23 protein-coding genes are annotated in these 20,800 nt (G+C 29.3%); 14 read left to right on the top strand and 9 right to left on the bottom strand.

All coding sequences use genetic code 11. From position 1 onward, the window contains the following. The first annotated feature begins 15 nt into the window (after window positions 1–15). Both M9C80_03540 and M9C80_03535 read left to right on the top strand, forming a co-directional pair. Window positions 16–690, top strand: coding sequence for an Mrp/NBP35 family ATP-binding protein (locus M9C80_03540; GenBank protein ID URQ69025.1), 675 nt, complete (start codon window positions 16–18; stop codon window positions 688–690). Window positions 691–838: 148 nt separating this feature from the next. Next, entirely contained in the window at window positions 839–1,399 is a 561-nt protein-coding gene (locus M9C80_03535; GenBank protein ID URQ69024.1) for a VacJ family lipoprotein, read from the top strand. Here M9C80_03535 and dusA read toward each other — a convergent pair. Both dusA and nhaB read right to left on the bottom strand, forming a co-directional pair. Next, on the bottom strand, window positions 1,388–2,359 hold the full coding sequence (dusA, locus tag M9C80_03530) for a tRNA dihydrouridine(20/20a) synthase DusA (GenBank protein ID URQ69023.1): 972 nt from the start codon (window positions 2,357–2,359) through the stop codon (window positions 1,388–1,390). The two genes, M9C80_03535 and dusA, sit on opposite strands and share 12 nt — an antisense overlap. Then, the gene (gene nhaB, locus M9C80_03525; protein URQ69022.1) at window positions 2,359–3,864 is read right to left on the bottom strand and encodes a sodium/proton antiporter NhaB; all 1,506 of its coding nucleotides are present in this window, start codon (window positions 3,862–3,864) and stop codon (window positions 2,359–2,361) included. Before nhaB ends, dusA begins: the two co-directional genes overlap by 1 nt. A 20-nt stretch (window positions 3,865–3,884) precedes the next feature. On the opposite strand from nhaB, the gene nudC reads away from it, so the two are divergent. Further along, window positions 3,885–4,694: an NAD(+) diphosphatase gene (gene nudC, locus M9C80_03520; protein ID URQ69021.1), complete on the top strand. Its 810-nt coding sequence runs from the start codon at window positions 3,885–3,887 to the stop codon at window positions 4,692–4,694. Here nudC and M9C80_03515 read toward each other — a convergent pair. Beyond that, window positions 4,666–6,642: an Rne/Rng family ribonuclease gene (locus M9C80_03515; protein URQ69020.1), complete on the bottom strand. Its 1,977-nt coding sequence runs from the start codon at window positions 6,640–6,642 to the stop codon at window positions 4,666–4,668. The two genes, nudC and M9C80_03515, sit on opposite strands and share 29 nt — an antisense overlap. Window positions 6,643–6,833: 191 nt before the next feature. Between M9C80_03515 and M9C80_03510 the strand changes: the two genes are divergently transcribed. The 8 genes from M9C80_03510 to M9C80_03475 all read left to right on the top strand — a co-directional run bounded on the left by M9C80_03510 (window position 6,834) and on the right by M9C80_03475 (window position 12,538). Then, window positions 6,834–7,739, top strand: coding sequence for an RluA family pseudouridine synthase (locus tag M9C80_03510; protein URQ69019.1), 906 nt, complete (start codon window positions 6,834–6,836; stop codon window positions 7,737–7,739). Between the two features lie 64 nt (window positions 7,740–7,803). Continuing rightward, a complete protein-coding gene (gene rpmF / locus M9C80_03505) occupies window positions 7,804–8,013 on the top strand; it encodes a 50S ribosomal protein L32 (protein URQ69018.1) in 210 nt (69 codons plus the stop codon). Between the two features lie 5 nt (window positions 8,014–8,018). Further along, window positions 8,019–8,936 (top strand): ACP S-malonyltransferase, encoded by a 918-nt coding sequence (fabD, locus tag M9C80_03500; GenBank protein URQ69017.1) that lies wholly within the window; start codon window positions 8,019–8,021, stop codon window positions 8,934–8,936. After that, a complete protein-coding gene (gene fabG, locus M9C80_03495) occupies window positions 8,933–9,649 on the top strand; it encodes a 3-oxoacyl-[acyl-carrier-protein] reductase (protein URQ69016.1) in 717 nt (238 codons plus the stop codon). Before fabD ends, fabG begins: the two co-directional genes overlap by 4 nt. Window positions 9,650–9,728: 79 nt before the next feature. Next, complete coding sequence (gene acpP, locus M9C80_03490) at window positions 9,729–9,959, top strand: acyl carrier protein (GenBank protein ID URQ69015.1); 231 nt, start codon at window positions 9,729–9,731, stop codon at window positions 9,957–9,959. Between the two features lie 58 nt (window positions 9,960–10,017). After that, entirely contained in the window at window positions 10,018–10,971 is a 954-nt protein-coding gene (gene mltG, locus M9C80_03485; GenBank protein URQ69014.1) for an endolytic transglycosylase MltG, read from the top strand. Beyond that, on the top strand, window positions 10,968–11,564 hold the full coding sequence (tmk, locus tag M9C80_03480; GenBank protein ID URQ69013.1) for a dTMP kinase: 597 nt from the start codon (window positions 10,968–10,970) through the stop codon (window positions 11,562–11,564). The genes mltG and tmk overlap by 4 nt, the downstream gene beginning before the upstream one ends. Then, window positions 11,561–12,538 carry an AAA family ATPase gene (locus M9C80_03475; GenBank protein ID URQ69012.1) on the top strand — a complete coding sequence of 326 codons (978 nt, stop codon included), beginning with the start codon at window positions 11,561–11,563 and terminating at the stop codon, window positions 12,536–12,538. The genes tmk and M9C80_03475 overlap by 4 nt, the downstream gene beginning before the upstream one ends. Here M9C80_03475 and M9C80_03470 read toward each other — a convergent pair. Beyond that, the gene (locus tag M9C80_03470; protein ID URQ69011.1) at window positions 12,525–13,292 is read right to left on the bottom strand and encodes a glucose 1-dehydrogenase; all 768 of its coding nucleotides are present in this window, start codon (window positions 13,290–13,292) and stop codon (window positions 12,525–12,527) included. The two genes, M9C80_03475 and M9C80_03470, sit on opposite strands and share 14 nt — an antisense overlap. A gap of 135 nt (window positions 13,293–13,427) precedes the next feature. On the opposite strand from M9C80_03470, the gene M9C80_03465 reads away from it, so the two are divergent. From M9C80_03465 to M9C80_03455, 3 genes are read left to right on the top strand one after another with little or no spacing between them, the layout of a single operon-like run. After that, window positions 13,428–13,607, top strand: a complete 180-nt coding sequence (locus M9C80_03465) for a hypothetical protein (GenBank protein ID URQ69010.1) — start codon at window positions 13,428–13,430, stop codon at window positions 13,605–13,607. A gap of 1 nt (window position 13,608) precedes the next feature. Further along, window positions 13,609–15,288: an amino acid carrier protein gene (locus M9C80_03460; protein ID URQ69009.1), complete on the top strand. Its 1,680-nt coding sequence runs from the start codon at window positions 13,609–13,611 to the stop codon at window positions 15,286–15,288. Window positions 15,289–15,305: 17 nt separating this feature from the next. Continuing rightward, complete coding sequence (locus M9C80_03455) at window positions 15,306–16,292, top strand: glycoside hydrolase family 16 protein (GenBank protein URQ69008.1); 987 nt, start codon at window positions 15,306–15,308, stop codon at window positions 16,290–16,292. Here the strand turns inward: M9C80_03455 and hisIE are convergent. The 5 genes from hisIE to hisD are packed head-to-tail and all read right to left on the bottom strand — an operon-like array spanning window position 16,285 to window position 20,799. Further along, window positions 16,285–16,884, bottom strand: coding sequence for a bifunctional phosphoribosyl-AMP cyclohydrolase/phosphoribosyl-ATP diphosphatase HisIE (gene hisIE, locus M9C80_03450; protein ID URQ69007.1), 600 nt, complete (start codon window positions 16,882–16,884; stop codon window positions 16,285–16,287). The genes M9C80_03455 and hisIE overlap by 8 nt on opposite strands. A 1-nt stretch (window position 16,885) precedes the next feature. Further along, window positions 16,886–17,653: an imidazole glycerol phosphate synthase subunit HisF gene (gene hisF / locus M9C80_03445; GenBank protein ID URQ69006.1), complete on the bottom strand. Its 768-nt coding sequence runs from the start codon at window positions 17,651–17,653 to the stop codon at window positions 16,886–16,888. Continuing rightward, complete coding sequence (hisA, locus tag M9C80_03440; protein URQ69005.1) at window positions 17,643–18,362, bottom strand: 1-(5-phosphoribosyl)-5-[(5-phosphoribosylamino)methylideneamino]imidazole-4-carboxamide isomerase; 720 nt, start codon at window positions 18,360–18,362, stop codon at window positions 17,643–17,645. Before hisA ends, hisF begins: the two co-directional genes overlap by 11 nt. Further along, complete coding sequence (hisH, locus tag M9C80_03435) at window positions 18,362–18,931, bottom strand: imidazole glycerol phosphate synthase subunit HisH (GenBank protein ID URQ69004.1); 570 nt, start codon at window positions 18,929–18,931, stop codon at window positions 18,362–18,364. The genes hisA and hisH overlap by 1 nt, the downstream gene beginning before the upstream one ends. After that, window positions 18,928–20,799 (bottom strand): histidinol dehydrogenase, encoded by a 1,872-nt coding sequence (gene hisD / locus M9C80_03430; protein ID URQ69003.1) that lies wholly within the window; start codon window positions 20,797–20,799, stop codon window positions 18,928–18,930. Before hisD ends, hisH begins: the two co-directional genes overlap by 4 nt. Window position 20,800: the final 1 nt, after the last annotated feature.

Below are 20,800 nucleotides of genomic sequence, written 5' to 3'. Positions count from 1 at the left end.
AAAATAAGAATATATATGAGCATAAAAAAAATAATAGCTATAGCTGCAACCAAAGGTGGTGTAGGTAAGAGTACATTTTCAGCTGGCTTAGCCCTCAATTTATTAAAGAAATATAAAGTCGGCATTTTAGATGCAGATATTTATGGACCAAATCAACATATTATTTTTAATACACTAAATAAAAAATTAGAATTTTCTAAGGATTCAAAAAAAATCTTACCAATAAATATTAATGGCCTATTAATAAATTCAATGGGATATATTGTTGATCAGGATATTGCAGCAACATGGCGCGGACCAATGTTAAGTTCTGCTATAAGAAAATTATTAACAGAGACAGATTGGGGAGATTTAGATTATTTAATTATTGATATGCCTCCTGGTACAGGAGATTCGTATCTGACAATAGCGAGTGAAATTGATCACTTGGAGACAATATTGATAACATCAAAAAATAAATTATCTTACTATGACTTAAAAAAAACTATCTCTATGCTGAAAAAGCTAAATACAAATATATTAGGATATGTTGAAAATAATATTTCTAATTATAAGGGTCCATTGAATGACGAAGAGTCTTTAGAATTTAAGAAATTAGGTCAGATAGACTTTAGTGATGATTTATATAATCTAAAAATAGAAAATGCTCTACATTTATTTGATGATGTAACAATGAAAATTATTGGATAGTATAATGAAAGTATGCGAATAATATTTTTATTATTTTTAATGTTTGGTGGAAATTTATTTTCTGATGATATTAACGATCCATTCGAAGAATTAAATAGAAAAAACGTTTGATTTTAATGAAAAACTTGATGATAAAATTGCAAAACCTTTGGCTGAAGTATATTCAAAAACACCAAAACCCATTAAAAAGGGTGTGACGAATTTTTTTAATAATCTCGAAGAAATAGACACCTCAATAAATCAATTACTACAAGGAAAAGTTAAATTTTTTTTTAACGACTTTTCTAGATTTATAATTAATTCAACTATTGGATTAGCTGGTTTTATTGATGTTGCAACCAAAATTGGACTTGATAGACATGATGAAGATTTTGGTCAAACATTGGCAGTCTGGGGTGTTGAATCGGGACCATATATAATGTTGCCTTTTTTTGGCCCATCAACATTACGAGACACTTTAACAAAACCAGTTTCTTCTATTTTATCAGTAACATTCCATATGACAGATACTGATGTGAACATTACTTTAAGAGGGATTGATGCAATAGAGACTAGAGAGCGTTTAATTGGCATTGAATCATTATTATCAGGTGACAAGTATAACTTTGTAAAAGATGCTTATGTTCAGTCTTTGTATTTTGAAATCAAGGATGGAGTTGATGTAGAAGATACATTTATTGATGATATGGATGATTTTTTAATTGACTAATAATTTTTGAAGTTCAGATCTGTTATTTTTTAAATCTTTATTTTGCATTATTTCAATAATTTTTAATCTATATAGTTTTGCGTTTTTATTACCCCTCGATAAACCAAATATATGTTTTAACATCCTTGATAATTCATGTCCTTCACTTTGTTTTTTTTCAACATAATCCATATATTTATTAAAAATATCAATTTTTGAAACAGTTTTTTTATGATCGCCATAAATATTTGAATCAATTTCGCTAAGCATAAAAGGGTTGTCATATGCTGCTCTACCGATCATTACTCCATCTACATTGCGAAGATGTTCTATCGTATTTTCAATGGTTTTGATACCTCCATTAATAATAATTTTAAGTTCTGGAAAATCTCTTTTTAACTTATAAACATAGTCATATTTAAGTGGTGGTATATTTCTATTTTGTCTTGGACTTAAACCCTTCAAAATTCCATTTCTTGCATGAATTATAAAAATCTTCACACCAGATTCTTTAACAATAGAAATAAAATTGTAAAGAAAATTATATGATTCATTTTTGTCTATACCTAATCTACATTTAATTGAAACAGGTATCTTTACTGCATTTTTCATATGACCTAAACAGTCTTTTACTAGTTCAGGCTCTAACATAAGACAGGCACCAAATTTACCTTTTTGTACTCTATCTGATGGACAACCTACGTTTAGATTTATTTCGTCATAACCATATTGCTCACATTTTTTAGAACACTCTACAAGATCATTTATATTAGAACCACCAAGTTGAACACCAACAGGATGTTCTTCATTATTAAATTCAAGCTGATCAAAGCACTTACCATAAATCAAAGAACCAGTTGCAATCATTTCTGTATAAAGAAACACTTTTTCTGATATTAGTCTTAATAAATATCTATCGTGCATATCTGTATATTGCATCATTGGAGCAATACATAATTTGTGGTTTAAGTCTCTGAGCATTAAAGAAGGGTATATATAGCTATATAACCAACAATAGATAGAATAATAGTATAAGGAAGTGCCATATATACCATTCTTAAATAAGATAAATTTATTAAAGGAGCAAGGGATGATGTTAAAAGAAATAAAAATGCAGCTTGTCCATTGGGGGTTGCAATGCTTGGTATATTTGTACCAACATTAATTGCTATAGCCAGATTATTAAATTGATCTGTACCAGCAGGAATTGTTAAAGCAACCTGTTTAATATAGATAGTCGCAACAAAAACATTATCACTTACAGCAGATAAGAAACCATTTGCAATATAAAATAAAGAAGGCTGAACAGAAGGATCTTGTAATAAAACATAGTTAATAACTGGATCGAAAAGTTTTTGATCATAAATCACACTTACGACTGCGAAGAAAACAGCTAATAAGGCTGTGAAGGGAAGTGCTTCATGAAATGCCTCACCTAAATCGTGTTCTTTTGTGACTCCTTTAAAAGCAGTTAATAAAACCATTACGGTTAAGCCTATTAAACCCACTGCAGCAATACTAAATGCTAGAGCAAGAACTAAAAAAATTAATACAATTGATTCAATAAGTAATACAGCTTTATCGTTTGTTGTTATATTTTCATTTCTATAATTAGAGTAATCATTAAATACTTCTCTAACATTTGATGGTAATTTATTACCAAAACCAGCAACAGAAAACTTTTCAAGCAATACACATGTAACTAATCCAGTAAACAAAATAGGCATTGTAATAGGAGCCATCTGAAGGAAAAATTCCATAAAATCCCAGCCAGCCTTACCTGCTATTACTAAATTTTGTGGTTCACCTACAGTCGTACATACGCCACCTAGAGCAGTTCCTACAGCACCATGCATAACAAGATCTCTAAGAAAACCTTTAAAGTCCTCAAGTTCACTTTCTTTTAGGGTGTCAATTTGAGAATTATCTTTAAAGTCATGATCCTGATTTCTAAAGTCATTACCTGAAATAACCGCATGATAAATTCTATAGAAACCTATCATAACTCCAATCAAAACAGCGGTTACTGTTAAGGCATCTAAAAACGCCGATAAAACAGCTGCTGAAGCACAAAAAAGAAGCGATAAAAAAGTTTTAGATCTTATACCTAAAAGTAACTTTGAGAATATAGTAAGCATTAAATTTTTCATGAAATATATTCCAGCTACCATAAAAATTAATAATAAAATTACTTTTAAATTTTCAGAAATCTCATAATAAATAGTTTCAGTAGATGTAAGACCTAAAATTACTGCTTCAATTGCTAGTAGGCCACCAGGCTGTAATGGATAGCATTTTAGAGCCATAGCCAACGTAAAAATAAATTGAAGAAGAATAATCCAACCAAGAATGAATCCAGAATTTCCAGGCATAAGATTGTTCAATATGATTAACAATATTGGGTTAAATATGAGGAACCCTATTATGGTAGACTTATACCAATCAGGAGCATCACCAAGAAAAAGTTTTTGAATTTCGCTTAACATTTTTATACAAATAGGATTATATGCATTTTAAAAGATTTTTGGACATTAAAGCTAGTAATAATAATATTTTGATTATCTTTAATAATAATAAAATTCTTTATGAACCCAATCTACAAACATTTTTATTACAAGAAAATCTTTTAAATATTGAGATTAAAGACCATTTGTACATAGGAATTGGTAATAATGGAAACGATATTTATGCGGTTGATATATCAAATACCAATATCGAAATAAACATAGGCTATGAGTCGATTGTAGAATATGATTTAAGACATCTATTAGTAATATCAAAGTCTGATGATATTTTGCTCATGGGTAGAGCAAATCAGTTATTACATTGGATAAGAAGTAATAAATATTCAGGTTACTCAGGTGAATTAAATAAATTTAATTCCAAAGAACAAGCTTTGTATTGTCCTCAAACATCATCAATGATATATCCATTAATATCGCCATGTGTTCTTGCTTTGGTTACAAAAGGTAATGAAATATTACTTGCTAGAAATAATTTATTCCCAGAAGGTTTGTTTAGTGTTCTAGCAGGATTTGTTGAAGTATCTGAATCTGCTGAAGAAACAGTTATGCGAGAAGTGATGGAAGAAGTTAGTATAAGAGTAAAAAATATACAATATATTGGAAGTCAACCCTGGCCATTTCCTTCACAGTTAATGCTTGGTTTTAAATGTGAATATGAATCAGGTGATCTTGTTATAGATGAGGAAGAAATTGCAGAAGCAAATTGGTATAACGTCGATCAACTACCATTAATTCCTCCAGAATCATCACTTTCTGGACAGATTATTCGTTCTTATATCGAGGGTCGTTAGAAGCTCTAGTAGGAATTTCTTTTATTTTTTTTGGTTCCTTCTTTACTTCCTGGATTACTAGTTTTTTTGGAGCTTTGTCTATAACTTTCTCATTCTTTTTAAAAGATTTATTTTTAGAATTAGGTTTATTTTTCTTATTGTGTGGGGTGCTCTTTTTAGGAACATTGTCATTTTTAACAGTTTTTTCTTGTCTATTTTTATTCTTGAAATTTTGTTTAGGCTTAGATTTACTTGAAGCATTTTTATTAAATGGTTTTTTAAAAGTACTTTTACGTCTTTGAGGTTTCTTCTTTATAGTTTTTTTATCCTGACTAACATGTTGTTCTAAGCCAGTAATATTTTTTATCCACCCAATTAGACCGTCTTTTTTCTTTTTTGGCATCTTTGGAGGACTAACTCCATCGACTAATGGTTTATTTGATTTATTTATATTCTTATCATCTCTCCATTCTGTTCCTGGCTCAGGACTTTGAGGACTAAGCTTATATGAATCTTGATTTTTCTTTTCAGTATCTTTAATTCTAACAACCTTGTAGTAAGGTCTTGATTTATATGGATCTGCAATAACTAAAACTCTTATGTTGTTAGTTTTCTCGATATTAATAATTTCATATCTTTTTTCATTTAATAAGTAGCTTGCAACATCAGATGGAACATAAACATGAATTTCAGATGTATTATCTTTAGCTGAGTCCTCGCCAATTATCCTTAAAATGGATTGGCCTAGTGATCTAGGACCCCTGACTAAAACATGTTCAATATCATAAGATTCATTTAAAGAAGGTCTTAATCTTTGTCTTGAAACTTCAAGTAAACCAAATTTAGAAATACTAGAAATTTGAACTCTTGCTCTATCAGAATATATTGCTTTTCTAAAGGCATTTTCTATTTTCTCTTGATTAGATTCATCAAGCATATCTATGAAATCAATAACCACAAGCCCACCAACATCTCTTAGTCGTAATTGTCTTGCTATCTCTTTAGCAGCTTCCAAGTTCGTCTTATAAGCAGTCTCTTCGATATCTTTTCCTTTAGTAGATCTTGCAGAATTGACATCAATCGCTGTCATTGCTTCGGTAGGATCAATTACAATCGACCCACCAGATGATAAATTTATTTCTCTTTGAAAAGCTAACTCTATTTGCGATTCTATTTGATATCTATTAAATAATGGTATTTCTTCATTATAATATTTTACTTTTTCAGAATGATCAGGAATAACAGCATTTATAAACTCTTTTGCTTCATTAAATGTATCAATATCATCTATTAAAATTTCTTCTATATCATCTTTGAAGTAATCCTTTGCTACTCTTACTATCAGTTTATCGTCTCGATATATTAATGATGGCGATATAGCATTTGGAAACATATTTTCAATTTCAGACCATAATGCTAGTAAGTAGGCTAAGTCTAAACTAAGCTCCTCAGAGGTTCTTCCAAGACCGTTAGTTCTTACTATAGCACTCATATTTTCTGGAATATTAAGTGTATTCAAAGATTCTTTTATTTGATCTCTTTCGTCGCCACTTATTCTTCTTGAAATACCGCCTGATCTTGATGAGTTAGGTATTAATACTAAAAATCTTCCAGCCAAACCTATTTGAGTTGTTAATGCTGCACCTTTGGTACCTCTTTCCTCTTTTGTAACTTGTACAATTATTTCCTGACCTTCCTTTAGAGTACACTCAAATTTACCTTTCGCATTCTTTTTATAATAATCCTTTGATAATTCTTTTAGAGGAAGAAATCCATGTCTTTCTGAGCCAAAATTTACAAAAGCAGCATCTAAACTTGTCTCTATTCTAGAAACTGTTGCTTTAAAAATACTTCCTTTAAGTAAAACTCTTTCAGGTGATTCCGTATCAAAGTCGTAAAGTTTTGCACCATCGACTAGTGCAACTCTTAATTCATCGCTATAAGATGAATTGATTAAAATTCTTTTCATTTTGTTCTCCCTATTTTATAGGAAGATAATTCAGCAGTATGCTATGAAAGCTTCTATCAGTAAGTCTTACATTATTTGCTTAATGATTAACCCAATTTATGGGTTGTAAAAAAAACTGTTGTATTTATCTTTCTTTATATTTTTACTAGTAATAACTAGTTATTTAGGAGTATATCCTATAGATTTGTGTGATGAGTGTCAAAAATATTGAAATTGATAAACATAATAACAACAGAAGATTAGATAATTATTTGATTTCAATCTTCAAAAATATTCCTAAATCAAAGATATACAAAATTATTCGCAAAGGCGAAGTAAGAATTAATTCAAAGAGAGCAAAAGCAAAAACAAAAATAAAAACTGGTGATCTAATTCGAATACCACCAATCACAGAGGACGATGTAAAACTTGACAAAAAAATTCCTACTCACTATATGGACTTGCTTGAGAAAAGGATAGTTTTTGAAAATAAAAATTATATTATTATTGACAAGCCAAGTGGCATAGCAGTTCACTCTGGTACAAAGAATTCAATTACCGTTATTGAAATCATGAGATCATTATTGAACAGTGAGCTTGATTTATGTCATAGAATTGATAAAGAAACTAGCGGTTGTTTAGTACTCTCAAAAAATAAATTAGCTAACAGATATTTCAATAAAATATCTATTGCAAATAAGATTGAAAAAAAATATCTAGCAATACTAAAAGGTCATTTAAAATCAAAAATTAAACTCAATAACTCAATTGAATCAAAATCAACTGGCAAAAAAAAATCATATATATCTGATGCTGGCAAAGATTCCATATCTTTTTTTAAACCTATTAAAAGATTGACTAAATCAACACTAGTAGAAATTGAGATATTTACAGGTAGAACTCATCAAATTCGTCTTCAGTCCAGCAATATAAACCATCCTGTGATTAATGATAATAAATATGGAGATCATAAATTTAACAAGTCAAATTTAATTAATAATATTAAAAGAATGGCGCTACATTCATATAAACTTAATTTTAAAGATGAAGATGACATTTTTATAGATATAAAAATTGAGCCTGATGATGACTTTATGAAATTAGTTGAAAGTTATTAATTATATAAATCTGTTAAATTTAGTATAATTTTGTTAGGATACGTTTTTTTTAAAGGTTAGAAAGATGGCAGTTCAAAAAAGTAAAGTTACAAGATCTAGAAAAGGGCAGAGACGCTCACATGATTCTTTAAAAGCATCTAAATTATCTATCGATCCTGTATCAGGAGAAAAACACCTTCGACATCAGATGACAAAAGATGGATTTTATAAGGGAAGACTTATTAAGGACCTACGTAAACCGATAAAAGAAGAAGCCGAAGAAACGTCAGCCTAATTATTATGGCAACACATATTTCCCTAGTCTTTCCCGGCCAAGGATCACAAAACTCTGAGATGCTAGACAGTTTTGATCAAGATACTATAAATTTAATATCAAGCATTTCTAATAATATATTACCTTTTGACTTAGTTGAGATTATAAAAAATGGATCTCCCGCAGAGTTGAATAAAACTTCTGTAACTCAACCAGCATTATTAATTACATCGTATTTTTTTTTTAAGAAATTGATTTGTGATCTTAAGATCAAAGTTGACATATGCGCTGGTCACTCATTAGGAGAATACTCCGCACTTGTGGCCTCAGACTCAATTGATATAGCAGATGCTCTAAATCTTGTTTATCAAAGAGGTTTATTGATGGAAAAGTCTGAAAAAGGAATAATGTGTGCAATATTAGGCTTAGATGAACAAATAATAAATAAGATATGTTCGACAATCTCTGATAAAGATAGTTGTTCTGTCTCGTCAGCAAATTTAAATGCACCTAAGCAGATAGTTATTGCAGGAAATGAAAAGGGAGTAATTGAAGCTATAAAACTATGCAAAGAGGCTGGTGCAAAAAGATGCATTGAACTAAAAGTTACAGTTCCATCTCATTGTAATTTAATGAAGGAAGCATCTGATAAATTTAGAGAAAAAATTAATGAGGTAAAGATTAATACACCAACTATTCCTTTGATACAAAACTATAATGCACAAATTTCATATGATCCAATAACCATTAAGGAAAATTTGATTAATCAATTAACTAATCCTGTTCAATGGTATAAAACTATGAATAGTATAAATAAATACAATGGTATTATTATTGAGTGTGGCCCTGGAAAAGTTCTATCTGGACTAGCAAAACTTAATGGTGCGAATAAAATTTTTTCAATGTCATCTTTAAATTTTGATGAGTTAAAGGAATTTATATGATTAAAAAGATAATTTTTATATCTGGAGCTTCAAGAGGAATAGGGTTATCAATAGCAAATTATTTTGCTGAAATTGGTCATACTGTAATTGGTACATCAAGGAGTGATTTTCAGTTTGAAAAGAAACTACCCAATCTCATGTCTTACAAGCTTGATATTAATTGCAGAGAATCTATTCAGAGTTGTATAAAATATTTAAAAAGAGAAGACATGTTACCCAACATATTAATTAATAATGCTGGCATAACTTCAGACCAAATTTTTTTAAGAATGAAAGACGAACAATGGGATGATGTGCTAGCAACAAACTTAACCGGCACATTTAATTTAACAAAAGCATTTACAAAGAATATGGTCAAAAATAAGTTCGGTAGAATAATTAATATTTCATCAGTAGCAGGGCTAATGGGTAATGCTGGTCAAGTAAATTATGCGTCAGCAAAAGCAGGCTTAGGTGGTTTTACAAAATCGCTTGCAAAAGAGTTAGGTTCAAGAGGCATTACAGTTAATTCAATTGCACCAGGGTTCATAGAAACAGATATGACTTCATTTTTAAATAATGATGCCAAAAATAATATTATGCAAACTATACCTTTAAAGAGATTTGGTATAGTTGATGATATAACAAATGCAGTGTCATTTTTAGCAAGTGATGAGGCACAATATATTACCGGACAAACAATATCTATTGATGGAGGTCTTTTCATGCATTAATGCAAATTATTTTTGCTAATTCGTGCATGTTACTTAGATTAGTTGTAAAATAAATTCAAATTTAGGTTAGGGAGCATTTATGAGTGTAGAAGATAGAGTAAAGAAAATTGTCAGTGATCAATTAGGTGTTTCTATGGATGAAGTTCAAAATGATTCTTCATTTGTGGATGATCTTGGAGCCGATTCTCTTGATACAGTCGAACTAGTAATGGCGTTAGAAGAAGAATTTGATCTAGAAATTGCTGATGAAGATGCAGAAAAAATTTCTACAGTTAATGAAGCTGTTGATTATATAAATTCTAATTCGTAAAAACTTTACAATATCTACACGCTATAATTTAACTAGTCTAAAAACGATTAGTTAGTTTATGTTGAAAAGAGCTTCCATATTATTTGTAATAATATCTATAATACTGATTGGACCATATTTTTCATTTATTCAATCTAAAAGCATTTCTAATTCAGATACGATTTTTATTGAGTATGGTACCTCACAAAATAAAATATTAAATTTAATAGCACCTTCAAACGTCTTAAATAAATTATTTCTTAAAATATATTTAAGATTAAATAAAATAGAAACATTGCAGGCTGGTGAATATAATATAAAAAATAAACCATTAGATATTATTATTAAAGATATAAGCAATGGAAATACAGTAACTCATAAATTTGTAATTAAAGAGGGATCAAATATCTATGATTTACAAAATAATATCAAAGACTCAACTTTGATTAATGATTGTAAATTTTTTAATTGTGTTAATAGTTTTTTTATTTTTAAAGAAGGAATTTTTCAACCTGATACATATTATTATAAATATAACTCGAACCTATCATCAATTTTAAAAAAAAGTAATAATGCATTGATATCATATTTGAATGAAATATGGAAAGACAAGCATCCAAACAATCCAATAAAAACTAAAGAGGAAGCGTTAATACTTGCATCGATTATTGAAAAAGAGGCAGGAAATAATAATGAGAAAGAACTAATAGCTTCAGTATTTTTAAAAAGATTAACTATACCCATGAGACTACAAGCAGATCCAACAATTATTTATGGTTTGTTACCAAATTTTGATGGAGATATTAAAAAATCTGATATTCTTGATAAAAATAATATTTACAATACATATATGATTAACGGATTACCACCAACCCCTATTTCTATGGTATCAAAATCATCTCTTAAAGCTGCAATAATCTCACAACCGGGTGAGTACCTTTTCTTTGTTGCTAATTCGCCTACATCTCATTACTTTTCCAAATCATATGAAGAACACCTAAACATGATAAAGGAACTTAAATTAGATAAATGAAAATTATTAGTTTTGAAGGCATCGAGGGCGTTGGTAAATCAACTCAAATAAATATGCTTTATGACCTATTAGTCAAAAAAAAGTTTAAGGTTTTAATTTTTAGAGAACCAGGGTCAACAGATACCGGTGAAAAAATAAGAAATATTTTATTGAATTTAGATGATTCTATTTCAGTTTTTTCAGAGTTATTTTTAATGTTTGCTTCAAGAGCACAACTTATTGAAGAAAAAATAAAAAATGCTGATTGTGATTTCATTCTTTTAGACAGATATTATGATGCATCTCTAGCGTATCAAGGATATGGAAGAGGCATTTCTATTAATTTAATAAATAAAATTATAAAAGAGCTAAAATGCCCTGAACCAGATTGCACTTTTTTATTGGATATAGATCCAAAAAAAGGTTTTGCTAGAAAAGCTAATGATAAAAAAGATAGAATTGAATCATCAGGACTTAGATTTTTTGAGAAAGTACGAAACGGATATATTGACATAGCAAAAATATCTAATAATAGAATTAAAATTATTAATGCAGAAAATTCAATAAATGAAATTCATATTACTATTTTAAATTATCTTAAATTAAAGCCATGAAAATAAGTAATTGTGATTGGTTAGAAAAAATCTATAAAAATATTAATATTAATAAACTTCCACAAAGCGTAATTATTAATGGTCAAAAGGGGGTTGGAAAAAAACTTTTATCAAAAAGAATTGCATTAGACTTACTAAATACAAAAAATGTAAATTCAAGTGAAGTAACTTTGAATTTATTTAAAAAAAACAATCATCCTGATTTTTATGTTTTAGATAAAGAAAAAATACTCATCAACGATATTAGTAGAAGGGAAGGGTCTTGGGACGAAGAAAAAGGCAAAAAAGATATCATTTCATTTATTTCTTTAACCCCATCACTTTCAAATCATAAGGTTGCGTTAATATTAAATGCTGAGAGCATGAATCAATCAGCACAAAATGCTCTTTTAAAAACTCTAGAAGAACCATCAAATAACTCATTTATAATAATGACAACAAATAGATCAAGATCATTAAATAAGACAATTTATAGCCGTTCACAGGTTATAAATATACAAGCACCTAGTGATGATATTGTTAATAAATGGCTAAATAACAATAATGTTAACGACTATTCATCAGTAGATTTCCCCAGTTTTTATGCACCATTTACCATCCTTGAATCAATTGAAAGTGGTAATCACGATGTATTCAAAGAATTTGTAGAAATTACTATTAATTTTATAATTAAAAATTACAATTTAAATATTGCAATAAAGCAAATATCTGAATTAGATTTGCCTTTCATTAATAAACTTAATTTTCTTATAGAGTTTTTAAAAATAATCTTATATTCCAAGACAACCAACCAAGCATTTAATGGAAAATATAAGATATTCAATAAACTAAGTTATAGCGCACTTAAATTATCAAATATTATCGAAGAAATTAATAATTTAAGAAATAATGTTTATGAAGTTGGATCTATCAATGAAGCTCATGCTCTAAATTATATTTATAGTGAAATTGGTTACTCATTTAAACAATTGTAGTACCGCCGTCAACAACGATTGTTTGTCCATTAATATACTCACCAGCTTTTGATGCCAGCATAACTGCTACACCTGCAATCTCATCTGGTTCTCCAATTCTTTGCATAGGAGTGTTACCTAATACTGATTTTAAAATATCAGGATTTTCCCACAATGCTTTTGCAAAATCTGTTTTGATAAGGCCTGGAGCTATTGAATTAGCTCTAATATTTTTGTTACCAAACTCAGCTGCAATATTTTTTACTATCATCACATCTGCTGCCTTACTTATGTTATACGCGCCTAAAATAGAACTTCCTTTAATTGCAGCAATACTTGAAATGATAATAATGGATCCATCTTCTCTTTTTACCATCTCTGGTAAAACTAAATTGCATAGAATTTGATTAGATTTAATATTGTTGTTCATTACTTTATCAAATTTATCTATAGGCATATCAAGCATTGATCCCATAAAAGGGTTTGTAGCAGCATTACATATCAATACATCAATTTTTTTTAATTTTTCCTTAGTCTTATCAACAAGATAATTAAGTTGTTCTGGCTCGCTTATGCTAGCAGCAATCGGATATGCTTTGTCTGAACCAACTAGAGAATTTATCTCTTCTGCAGTTTTCTCACACATATCTTTTTTTCTACTTGAAATAATAACTTTAGCTCCATGGATTGCACATTGTGTGGCTATAGATTTACCAATTCCTCTTGATGAGCCTGTAATTAGAACAGATTTATTTTTTAAACTAAATAATGACATTTTTGTTTATTAGTATATTGATTAATGTAGAATCTATTATAAGTTAAATCAATAGGTATTTTATTAATTCAAATCTACTAGCTTATGTTTAAAAAAGTTGAAATTTATTCAAAGTCTAATTGTTATTATTGTGAAATGGCAAAAAGATATTTTGATTTAAAAAACGTCGATTATGAGCTTTATAATACTGACGATCAAAATATTTTTGACGAATTAATGAAAAGAAATCCTGCTGCCAGAACTATGCCACAAATTTTTATAGAGAATAACCTTGTAGGTGGCTATACCGATTTAATTGAAAAATACGGAGATTAAAGTGAATCAATTTAATGATTTTTTAATACTACTTGATTCTAATCTTAGTGGTTCTTGGTGGTTTCCTGCTTTATTGATAGGCACAGGTATTTTTTTTACTATATATCTTCGTTTTCCTCAGTTTAGATATTTTAAAAGTGCAATTAAAATTGTTTCAGGTAAAAATAGAAATACTGACTCTGACGGTGAAACAAGTGGATTTCAGGCACTTACGACAGCAATGTCAGGAGCAATAGGTACTGGAAATATTGGTGGCGTGGCATTAGCAATTTGGACCGGAGGTCCAGCTGCAATATTTTGGATGTGGATTACTGCAATTTTTGGAATGACAACTAAGTACGTTGAAGTAACCTTAGGGCATAAATATAGAACAAAATTAAATGATGGTTCAATATCTGGTGGGCCTATGTACTATATTGAACAAGGACTCAAAATGAAATGGGTAGCTATTTTGTTTGCATTCTTAATGATGATAACTGCAATTGGATCAGGGAATATGCCCCAAATAAATAATATTGCTCTTGTTATGGATAGTGAATTTTCTGTACCTAAATTATTTACTGGCTTATTTTTAGGAGCTTTGCTTTGGATAATTATTATTGGTGGAATTAAAAGAATAGCGTCTGTTGCTAGCAAAATTATTCCAATAATGGGGTTAATTTATTTAGGTGGCGCTGTGATTATCTTGATAGAAAATTACCAAAATATTATTCCGTCATTCAATGCTATATTTGCTCAAGTATTTACTGGCTCTGCTGCGGTTGGTGGTTTCTTAGGAGCAAGCTTTGCTATGAGTCTAAAGTATGGTGTAGCAAGAGGCCTATATTCAAATGAGGCTGGACAAGGATCTTCACCTATCGCTCATGCATCATCAAAAAATAAATCAATTGATCAAGGTGTTGTTTCAATTTTAGAACCATTTATTGACACAATAGTTGTTTGTAGCGTTACAGCTCTTGTTATTCTATCAAGTGGTGTTTGGACTCAAAAATTCGAAACTACATTTTCTAATACCGATATGGTGATACTTGAGGGAGTCTATAGTGATCAAAAAAATCCTGATGGAAGTTATGTTTATCCAGATCATATTGTTGAATTAACAAAATATGTTCAATCTATGAATTCTGAAGTAAACGAATTTTCAGGTTCAATATCAATAGTCGATGGTAGATTAATATCTTCTAATATCACTGTTATAAATGCGAGGTCCATTGCGGAGAGTATCATTGTTACAACAAAAAATAATGATAATGATAAACCTAACAATCTTTATACAGGAAATATAAATGTAATTAATGGGAAAATTGTTGAGTCTTTAATTTTTAAAGGTAAATCTTTAGTAAGTTCTGCTGAATTAACGGCTAAGGCATTTTCGCAAGGTATTCTTGGCCAATTTGGTGGAAAATTAGTTGCAATTGCCTTATTACTTTTCGCTTTTTCAACTGCCATTACATGGTGTTATTACGGAGATAGATCAACTGCGTATATTTTTGGAGAAAAAGGTGTTTTCTGGTATCGAAATTTTTATGTAATATGTTTTGTACTAGCTGCTGTAATTGATACAACTGTTGTATGGAATATAGCTTATGTAGTGGTTGCACTTGTATCAATACCTAATCTGATTGCTTTATTTGTTCTTAGAAAAGAAATGAAAAATTTATCTGATTCATTTTTAAAGTAGCTATCAAGTAAAACATTATGATGCCAAAGTGTTTCGCTTATTTATTTACATTTATATTTGTATTTACATGCAGTGGTAGTAATAATAAAACAGAAGTTATTTTGACTGCTAATGAAATAATAAATTTATCAAATTCATATAGTTACACTCCTCCCATGTCAACATCTAAAGATAATTGTGTAAGTAGATCAAACGAAAGTTATGGTAGTTGGCATGAAAATTTTGATAGCACTCTTGATATAGCAAATTGGTCTTATGATGAGGGTTGTAATGATAACGGAGGAGGGTGCAACGGAAACAACGAAGCACAAAACTATACTGAAAATGATTCAGAAAATTTATTCATAGAAAATGGTTATTTAAAGATACAACCTATTTTTGAAGAAAATACTGGTTCTGATAATGTTATTCAACAATATACATCAGCAAAAATTATGACAAAAGATAAGAAAATTTTTTCTCACCCTTCAAAAATTACTGTTTGTTTTAAAGTACCAGAAGGAACTGGAATGTGGCCTGCAATATGGATGATGCCAAATTCAAATGTACCATGGCCAACTGGAGGAGAAATAGACTTAATGGAAGCCAGAGGTCGCATAACCGAGTCAAATATTATCGGTTCTGCAATTCATTTTGGTAACGAATGGCCAAATAATAAATATATTGCTCAGAATACAACTTCATCAATAGACAATGATTTTCAAAATTATTTTCATTCAATAACTTTTGTTTGGTTAGAAAATAAAATTGATATGTATCTAGACCAAGAAGAAATACCTTATTTTTCAATAAATCCGTATTCAGTTCCGCTAAATCAATATAGCTATCCTTTTAATAATCAATTTTATCTTATATTAAATGTTGCTGTTGGAGGTCATTTTGATAACTATGCGCTTGAAAGTGATCATTTTTGTATTGACGCGCAATGCTCAAATTACCCAGATAATCCAGATAAAAAGAGGTTATTAATTGATTGGATTGAGTATATTCCGCTTACTAATTAGAACTTCTTTTTATTAACTCATTCATCACATCTCTCATTTTAAATCCTGATGCATTTAAGAGTACCAATAAATGGAACACTAGATCAGCTGATTCATCAATCACTCTTCCATCATTTGATACAGCCGATATTGATGTTTCACCAGCTTCCTCTGTAACTTTTTTTGCTATTTCTTTAATACCTTTAGTAAACAAAGATGCAACATATGAATTATTTAATTGAGAGTTTTTTCTATCTTCAATTATTGATTCTAATTTTTCAAAAATATTTATATTTAGATTATCCTTAACTCTAAAGCATGATTCTGTTCCAAGATGACATGTTGGACCTTTGGGAGTTGCTTTAATAAGCAATGCGTCTTTATCACAATCTAATTCTATATTATCAATTATTAATTTATTTCCTGAGGTTTCTCCTTTTACCCATAATCTTTGCTTTGATCTACTGAAGAATGTTACTTCGTTTGTTTTTAATGATTGTTTAATTGATTCTTCACTCATATAACCTAACATAAGTATATTTAGAGTATGTGTATTTTGAATTATTGCTGGTATTAGATTTTGTTTATCCCATTTAATCTCGTTTGTATTCATTTTATAGCCTCACGTTAATAGATTTATCATTTAAATATCTTTTTAAATTGGTAACCGTCATTACATTTTTATGAAATACGCTTGCAGCAAGAGCTCCGCTTACGTTTGTTTTTTTTAAGACATCTTTAAAGTGTTCGTAATTTCCAGCACCTCCTGATGCAATTAATGGAACTCTTGCATTTTCTGAAAGTATATTTAGTTGTTCAATATCATAACCATCTCTAACCCCATCTTTATCCATACAATTTAAGACAATCTCACCTGCACCCAAATTTTGTACCTTTTTGAGCCAATCAGTAGTCTTTAGTTTTGTATTTGTTATTGTTTTTTGATCACCGGTTTTTGAAAAAACATAGTAATCGTTATTAATTTTTAATGAATCAATACCAATAACTACACATTGTGCCCCAAATTCATTTGCTAATTCTGTTATTAATAAAGGATTTTCGATAGCAGGAGTATTGATAGAAATTTTATCAGCTCCGTTGTTAAGAATATTACGAGCATCATTAACGCTTTTTATACCACCTGCCACACAAAAAGGTATATTGATAAGCTTAGCTATTTTTTTAACCCATTTTTTTGATACTGTCTTGTTTATTGTGCTTGCACCAATGTCATAGAAAACCAATTCATCAGCTCCCTCATTACAATACTTTTCTGCTAATGTTTCTATTGACCCAACAATCTCATGATTTTTAAATTTAATACCTTTAACAACTTTCTCATCTTTGACATCTAAACATGGAATGATTCTTTTAGTAAGCATTTCTAATATCCTCAATAGGGATGATATTTTCATATATTGCTTTACCGACTACACATTCTTGAATACCAATTTTTTTAAGATTATTAATATCAGAAACTGCAGATATTCCTCCTGATGCTATAACATTTGAACTTGATTTATTTAAAATTTTTTCATAAATTTTTATATTTGGGCCACTCAACATCCCATCAGATGATATGTCAGTAGCAAGTATGTTGAATATCCAGCTATTTTTTTCAATAAAATCAAAAAGCTTATATCTAGACTTTTCTAACCAACCATTTGTATATAAAACAGCTTCATTTTCAATAATTTTAAAATCTAACCCAAACACTATTTTTTTTACGTCAACTTCATTTTTAAGAGCGTTAAGAAAATTTTTATTTTTTATTGCTTCAGTTCCTACAATCAAACGATCAATACCAATATTTAAAAGGTCTTTTACCTTTTGAATGTCTCTAATTCCGCCACCAACTTGTATTTTTAAGTTTTTAATCTTGTTTATTGACTTAATAATATTTAGATTTTTATTATCTGCATTTTTTGCAGAATCAAGATCAACGATATGTAAATATCTAAAACCTTCTTTAAAAAAGTAGTTAGCTTGGTTAATTGGAGAGATATTATAAGATGTTACTTTTTTATAATCGCCTTGCAATAATCTTACGCATTGGCCGTCTAATAAATCAATTGCTGGAATTATCTTCATTATAAATCTAGAAACTCTTCAAGAAACCTCTCGCCAGCACTTGAAGATTTTTCAGGATGAAATTGACATCCTACAAAATTGTCCTTAATTATTATAGAAGAAAAGTCATCACCATAATTTGAAACACCTATTATGTTTTTTGTGCTATCCGAGTAATAACTATTTGCAAAATAATAATAATTATTTAGATATTTGTATTCTTCAATACATTTAACTTTATTCCAACCCATTTGAGGAACAGGCATTTTATTGTTTTTAAATTTTTTTATTTTTCCCTTGAAAATACCCAGGCATTCAGTTTTATCTTCATCAGAATATTCAAATAAAATTTGCATACCTATGCATATTCCAAGAGTTGGTTTATTAGTATTTGAAATAAAATCAATTAATTTATTTTTTCTTAATGATTTCATTATTATTCCTGCAGAACCCACGCCAGGTAATATCAACGAGTCAGCATTTGAAAGTTCAGACTTTATATTTGAAACAAAACTTTTTTTTCCTATTCTTTCAAGGGAATACTTAATTGAATTTAAATTTGCTCCTCCACAGTCAATAATTCCTATCATAAGAGTCCTTTTGTAGAGGATGACTCGTTTGTAACTTTAAGTGCTGTATTTAATGCCCTAGTAAAACTTTTAAAGGTTGCTTCAACAATATGATGGCTATTTTTACCACTTACATTTATGTGACAAGTGAAACCTAGAGTGTTTACGAAACTTATAAAAAAATGTTTAAACATCTCTGTTGGAAAGTCTCCAACAAACTCTCTTAATTGAGGAGTTTTCATTTTAAGATATGATCTGGATGTTAAATCAATACTTACTTGAGCCCTTGTTTCGTCCATTACTAAATCTTCACTAGAAGCGTATCTTTCTAAATTAAGCCTATCCCCAATAGCTTGTTTAAAACCTTCTCCTAATGTTATTGCAACATCCTCAATTGTATGGTGTTCATCAATGTATGTGTCGCCATCACAATTTAACGAAATATCAAATTTTCCATGCTTTGAAAATTGTTCGAGCATATGATCAAAGTAATTTAATCCTGTGTTGATATTATAATTACCTGTTCCATCAAGGTTTAAATTAAGTAAAACATTTGTTTCATTTGTATTTCTATTAATGAAAGCAATTCGATTCAATGATTCAACTTCTTTTAAAGCCAAATTCTCACGAATTGAAACAGCATTTTTATGAGCATCTAATTTTTCTGCTTCAGCCATTTTCTCAACAGTTGGAGCTAGATTTAAAAAACCTTCCGGTGATGCATATTGAAATGTTATGGTTTTACCAAAATCTTTTACAGAGAGCCCTGAATAAGTTTTTGCATTACCAGATGTTGGAAGTGTATGATTTGATCCAGAAGCATAATCTCCAAATGATTCAGGAGAAAAACTACCACAAAAAACTGATCCGGCATTTATAATTTTTGGCGTATTAATTAAAAAGTTGTCATCCATTAGTATCAAATGTTCTGGAGCATTTTCATTGATAAAGTTAATAAGTTGTTTGTCCGATGAAGCTTTAACAAAATAAGTATTTTTTGTACTAAGTTTTAATATATCTTTTCGTTTCAGATTATCTAACTGAATTTCTAATTCTTTTTTTATTATGTCTAAAAGTTTTTTATTTTTTGAAACCACTACTGCATGTGCATCTGTTCCATGCTCTAACTGTGATAATAAGTCAGCTGCAATAAATTTAGACTTTTTTTGATCATCCGAAACAACATAAACTTCACTTGGACCAGCTGGCATATCAATAGATGTGATATTAGATATAATTTTCTTAGCTTCTGTAACATATTTATTTCCAGGGCCAAAGATTTTAAGACATTTTGGAATTGTTTTTGTTCCATATGCCATAGCAAAGATGGCTTGTGCTCCTCCAACCTTATAAATATTTTTAATTTTTAAAAAATCTGCTACCCATAATATTATTGGATCTATATCGCCATTCTTATCTGGAGGAGTGCATACAGTTATATTTTCACATCCAGCAATAATAGCTGGTATTGCTTGCATTAAAAACGAACTGAATAGAGGAGCAGAGCCACCTGGTACATATAGTCCCACATTGTCAATTGGTCGAAATTCTGACCATAAATTTATACCTTTTGTTGTTTCAATAGGTTTTGATGATAGCTGTTTAAATTGTGAGTTATGATACTTATAAATGTTTGAATAGGCTTCTAAAATTGCATTTTTAAGACTCTCATCAATATTCTTTACTGATTTTTTAATTTCACTATTTTTTACTTTTAAATTTTTTAGTTTTTTTTCACCCAATATCTGTGATATTTCTGAAATACCTTGATCACCTTTTTCTAGAACAAGTTTATTAAACAAATCTATTTTCTTTAATTCATTTCTACTTAATTTAGTGCTTGAAAAGGGTAGAACTAAATTTTTATTGTTTAACGTTATACTTTTCATT

The organism is SAR86 cluster bacterium, from assembly GCA_023703615.1.
Taxonomy (GTDB): Bacteria; Pseudomonadota; Gammaproteobacteria; order Magnimaribacterales; family D2472; genus MED-G85.
This window is presented reverse-complemented; position numbering and strand designations above follow the sequence as displayed.

Bases quoted from the DNA above. Each gene is read 5' to 3' on its own strand.
- M9C80_03540 (URQ69025.1), top strand. From the start codon at position 16: ATGAGCATAAAAAAAATAATAGCTATAGCTGCAACCAAAGGTGGTGTA.
- dusA (URQ69023.1), bottom strand. From the start codon at position 2,359: ATGCTCAGAGACTTAAACCACAAATTATGTATTGCTCCAATGATGCAA.
- nhaB (URQ69022.1), bottom strand. From the start codon at position 3,864: ATGTTAAGCGAAATTCAAAAACTTTTTCTTGGTGATGCTCCTGATTGG.
- nudC (URQ69021.1), top strand. From the start codon at position 3,885: ATGCATTTTAAAAGATTTTTGGACATTAAAGCTAGTAATAATAATATT.
- M9C80_03515 (URQ69020.1), bottom strand. From the start codon at position 6,642: ATGAAAAGAATTTTAATCAATTCATCTTATAGCGATGAATTAAGAGTT.
- M9C80_03510 (URQ69019.1), top strand. From the start codon at position 6,834: ATGAGTGTCAAAAATATTGAAATTGATAAACATAATAACAACAGAAGA.
- rpmF (URQ69018.1), top strand. From the start codon at position 7,804: ATGGCAGTTCAAAAAAGTAAAGTTACAAGATCTAGAAAAGGGCAGAGA.
- fabD (URQ69017.1), top strand. From the start codon at position 8,019: ATGGCAACACATATTTCCCTAGTCTTTCCCGGCCAAGGATCACAAAAC.
- fabG (URQ69016.1), top strand. From the start codon at position 8,933: ATGATTAAAAAGATAATTTTTATATCTGGAGCTTCAAGAGGAATAGGG.
- acpP (URQ69015.1), top strand. From the start codon at position 9,729: ATGAGTGTAGAAGATAGAGTAAAGAAAATTGTCAGTGATCAATTAGGT.
- mltG (URQ69014.1), top strand. From the start codon at position 10,018: ATGTTGAAAAGAGCTTCCATATTATTTGTAATAATATCTATAATACTG.
- tmk (URQ69013.1), top strand. From the start codon at position 10,968: ATGAAAATTATTAGTTTTGAAGGCATCGAGGGCGTTGGTAAATCAACT.
- M9C80_03475 (URQ69012.1), top strand. From the start codon at position 11,561: ATGAAAATAAGTAATTGTGATTGGTTAGAAAAAATCTATAAAAATATT.
- M9C80_03470 (URQ69011.1), bottom strand. From the start codon at position 13,292: ATGTCATTATTTAGTTTAAAAAATAAATCTGTTCTAATTACAGGCTCA.
- M9C80_03465 (URQ69010.1), top strand. From the start codon at position 13,428: ATGGCAAAAAGATATTTTGATTTAAAAAACGTCGATTATGAGCTTTAT.
- M9C80_03455 (URQ69008.1), top strand. From the start codon at position 15,306: ATGATGCCAAAGTGTTTCGCTTATTTATTTACATTTATATTTGTATTT.
- hisIE (URQ69007.1), bottom strand. From the start codon at position 16,884: ATGAATACAAACGAGATTAAATGGGATAAACAAAATCTAATACCAGCA.
- hisF (URQ69006.1), bottom strand. From the start codon at position 17,653: ATGCTTACTAAAAGAATCATTCCATGTTTAGATGTCAAAGATGAGAAA.
- hisA (URQ69005.1), bottom strand. From the start codon at position 18,362: ATGAAGATAATTCCAGCAATTGATTTATTAGACGGCCAATGCGTAAGA.
- hisH (URQ69004.1), bottom strand. From the start codon at position 18,931: ATGATAGGAATTATTGACTGTGGAGGAGCAAATTTAAATTCAATTAAG.
- hisD (URQ69003.1), bottom strand. From the start codon at position 20,799: ATGAAAAGTATAACGTTAAACAATAAAAATTTAGTTCTACCCTTTTCA.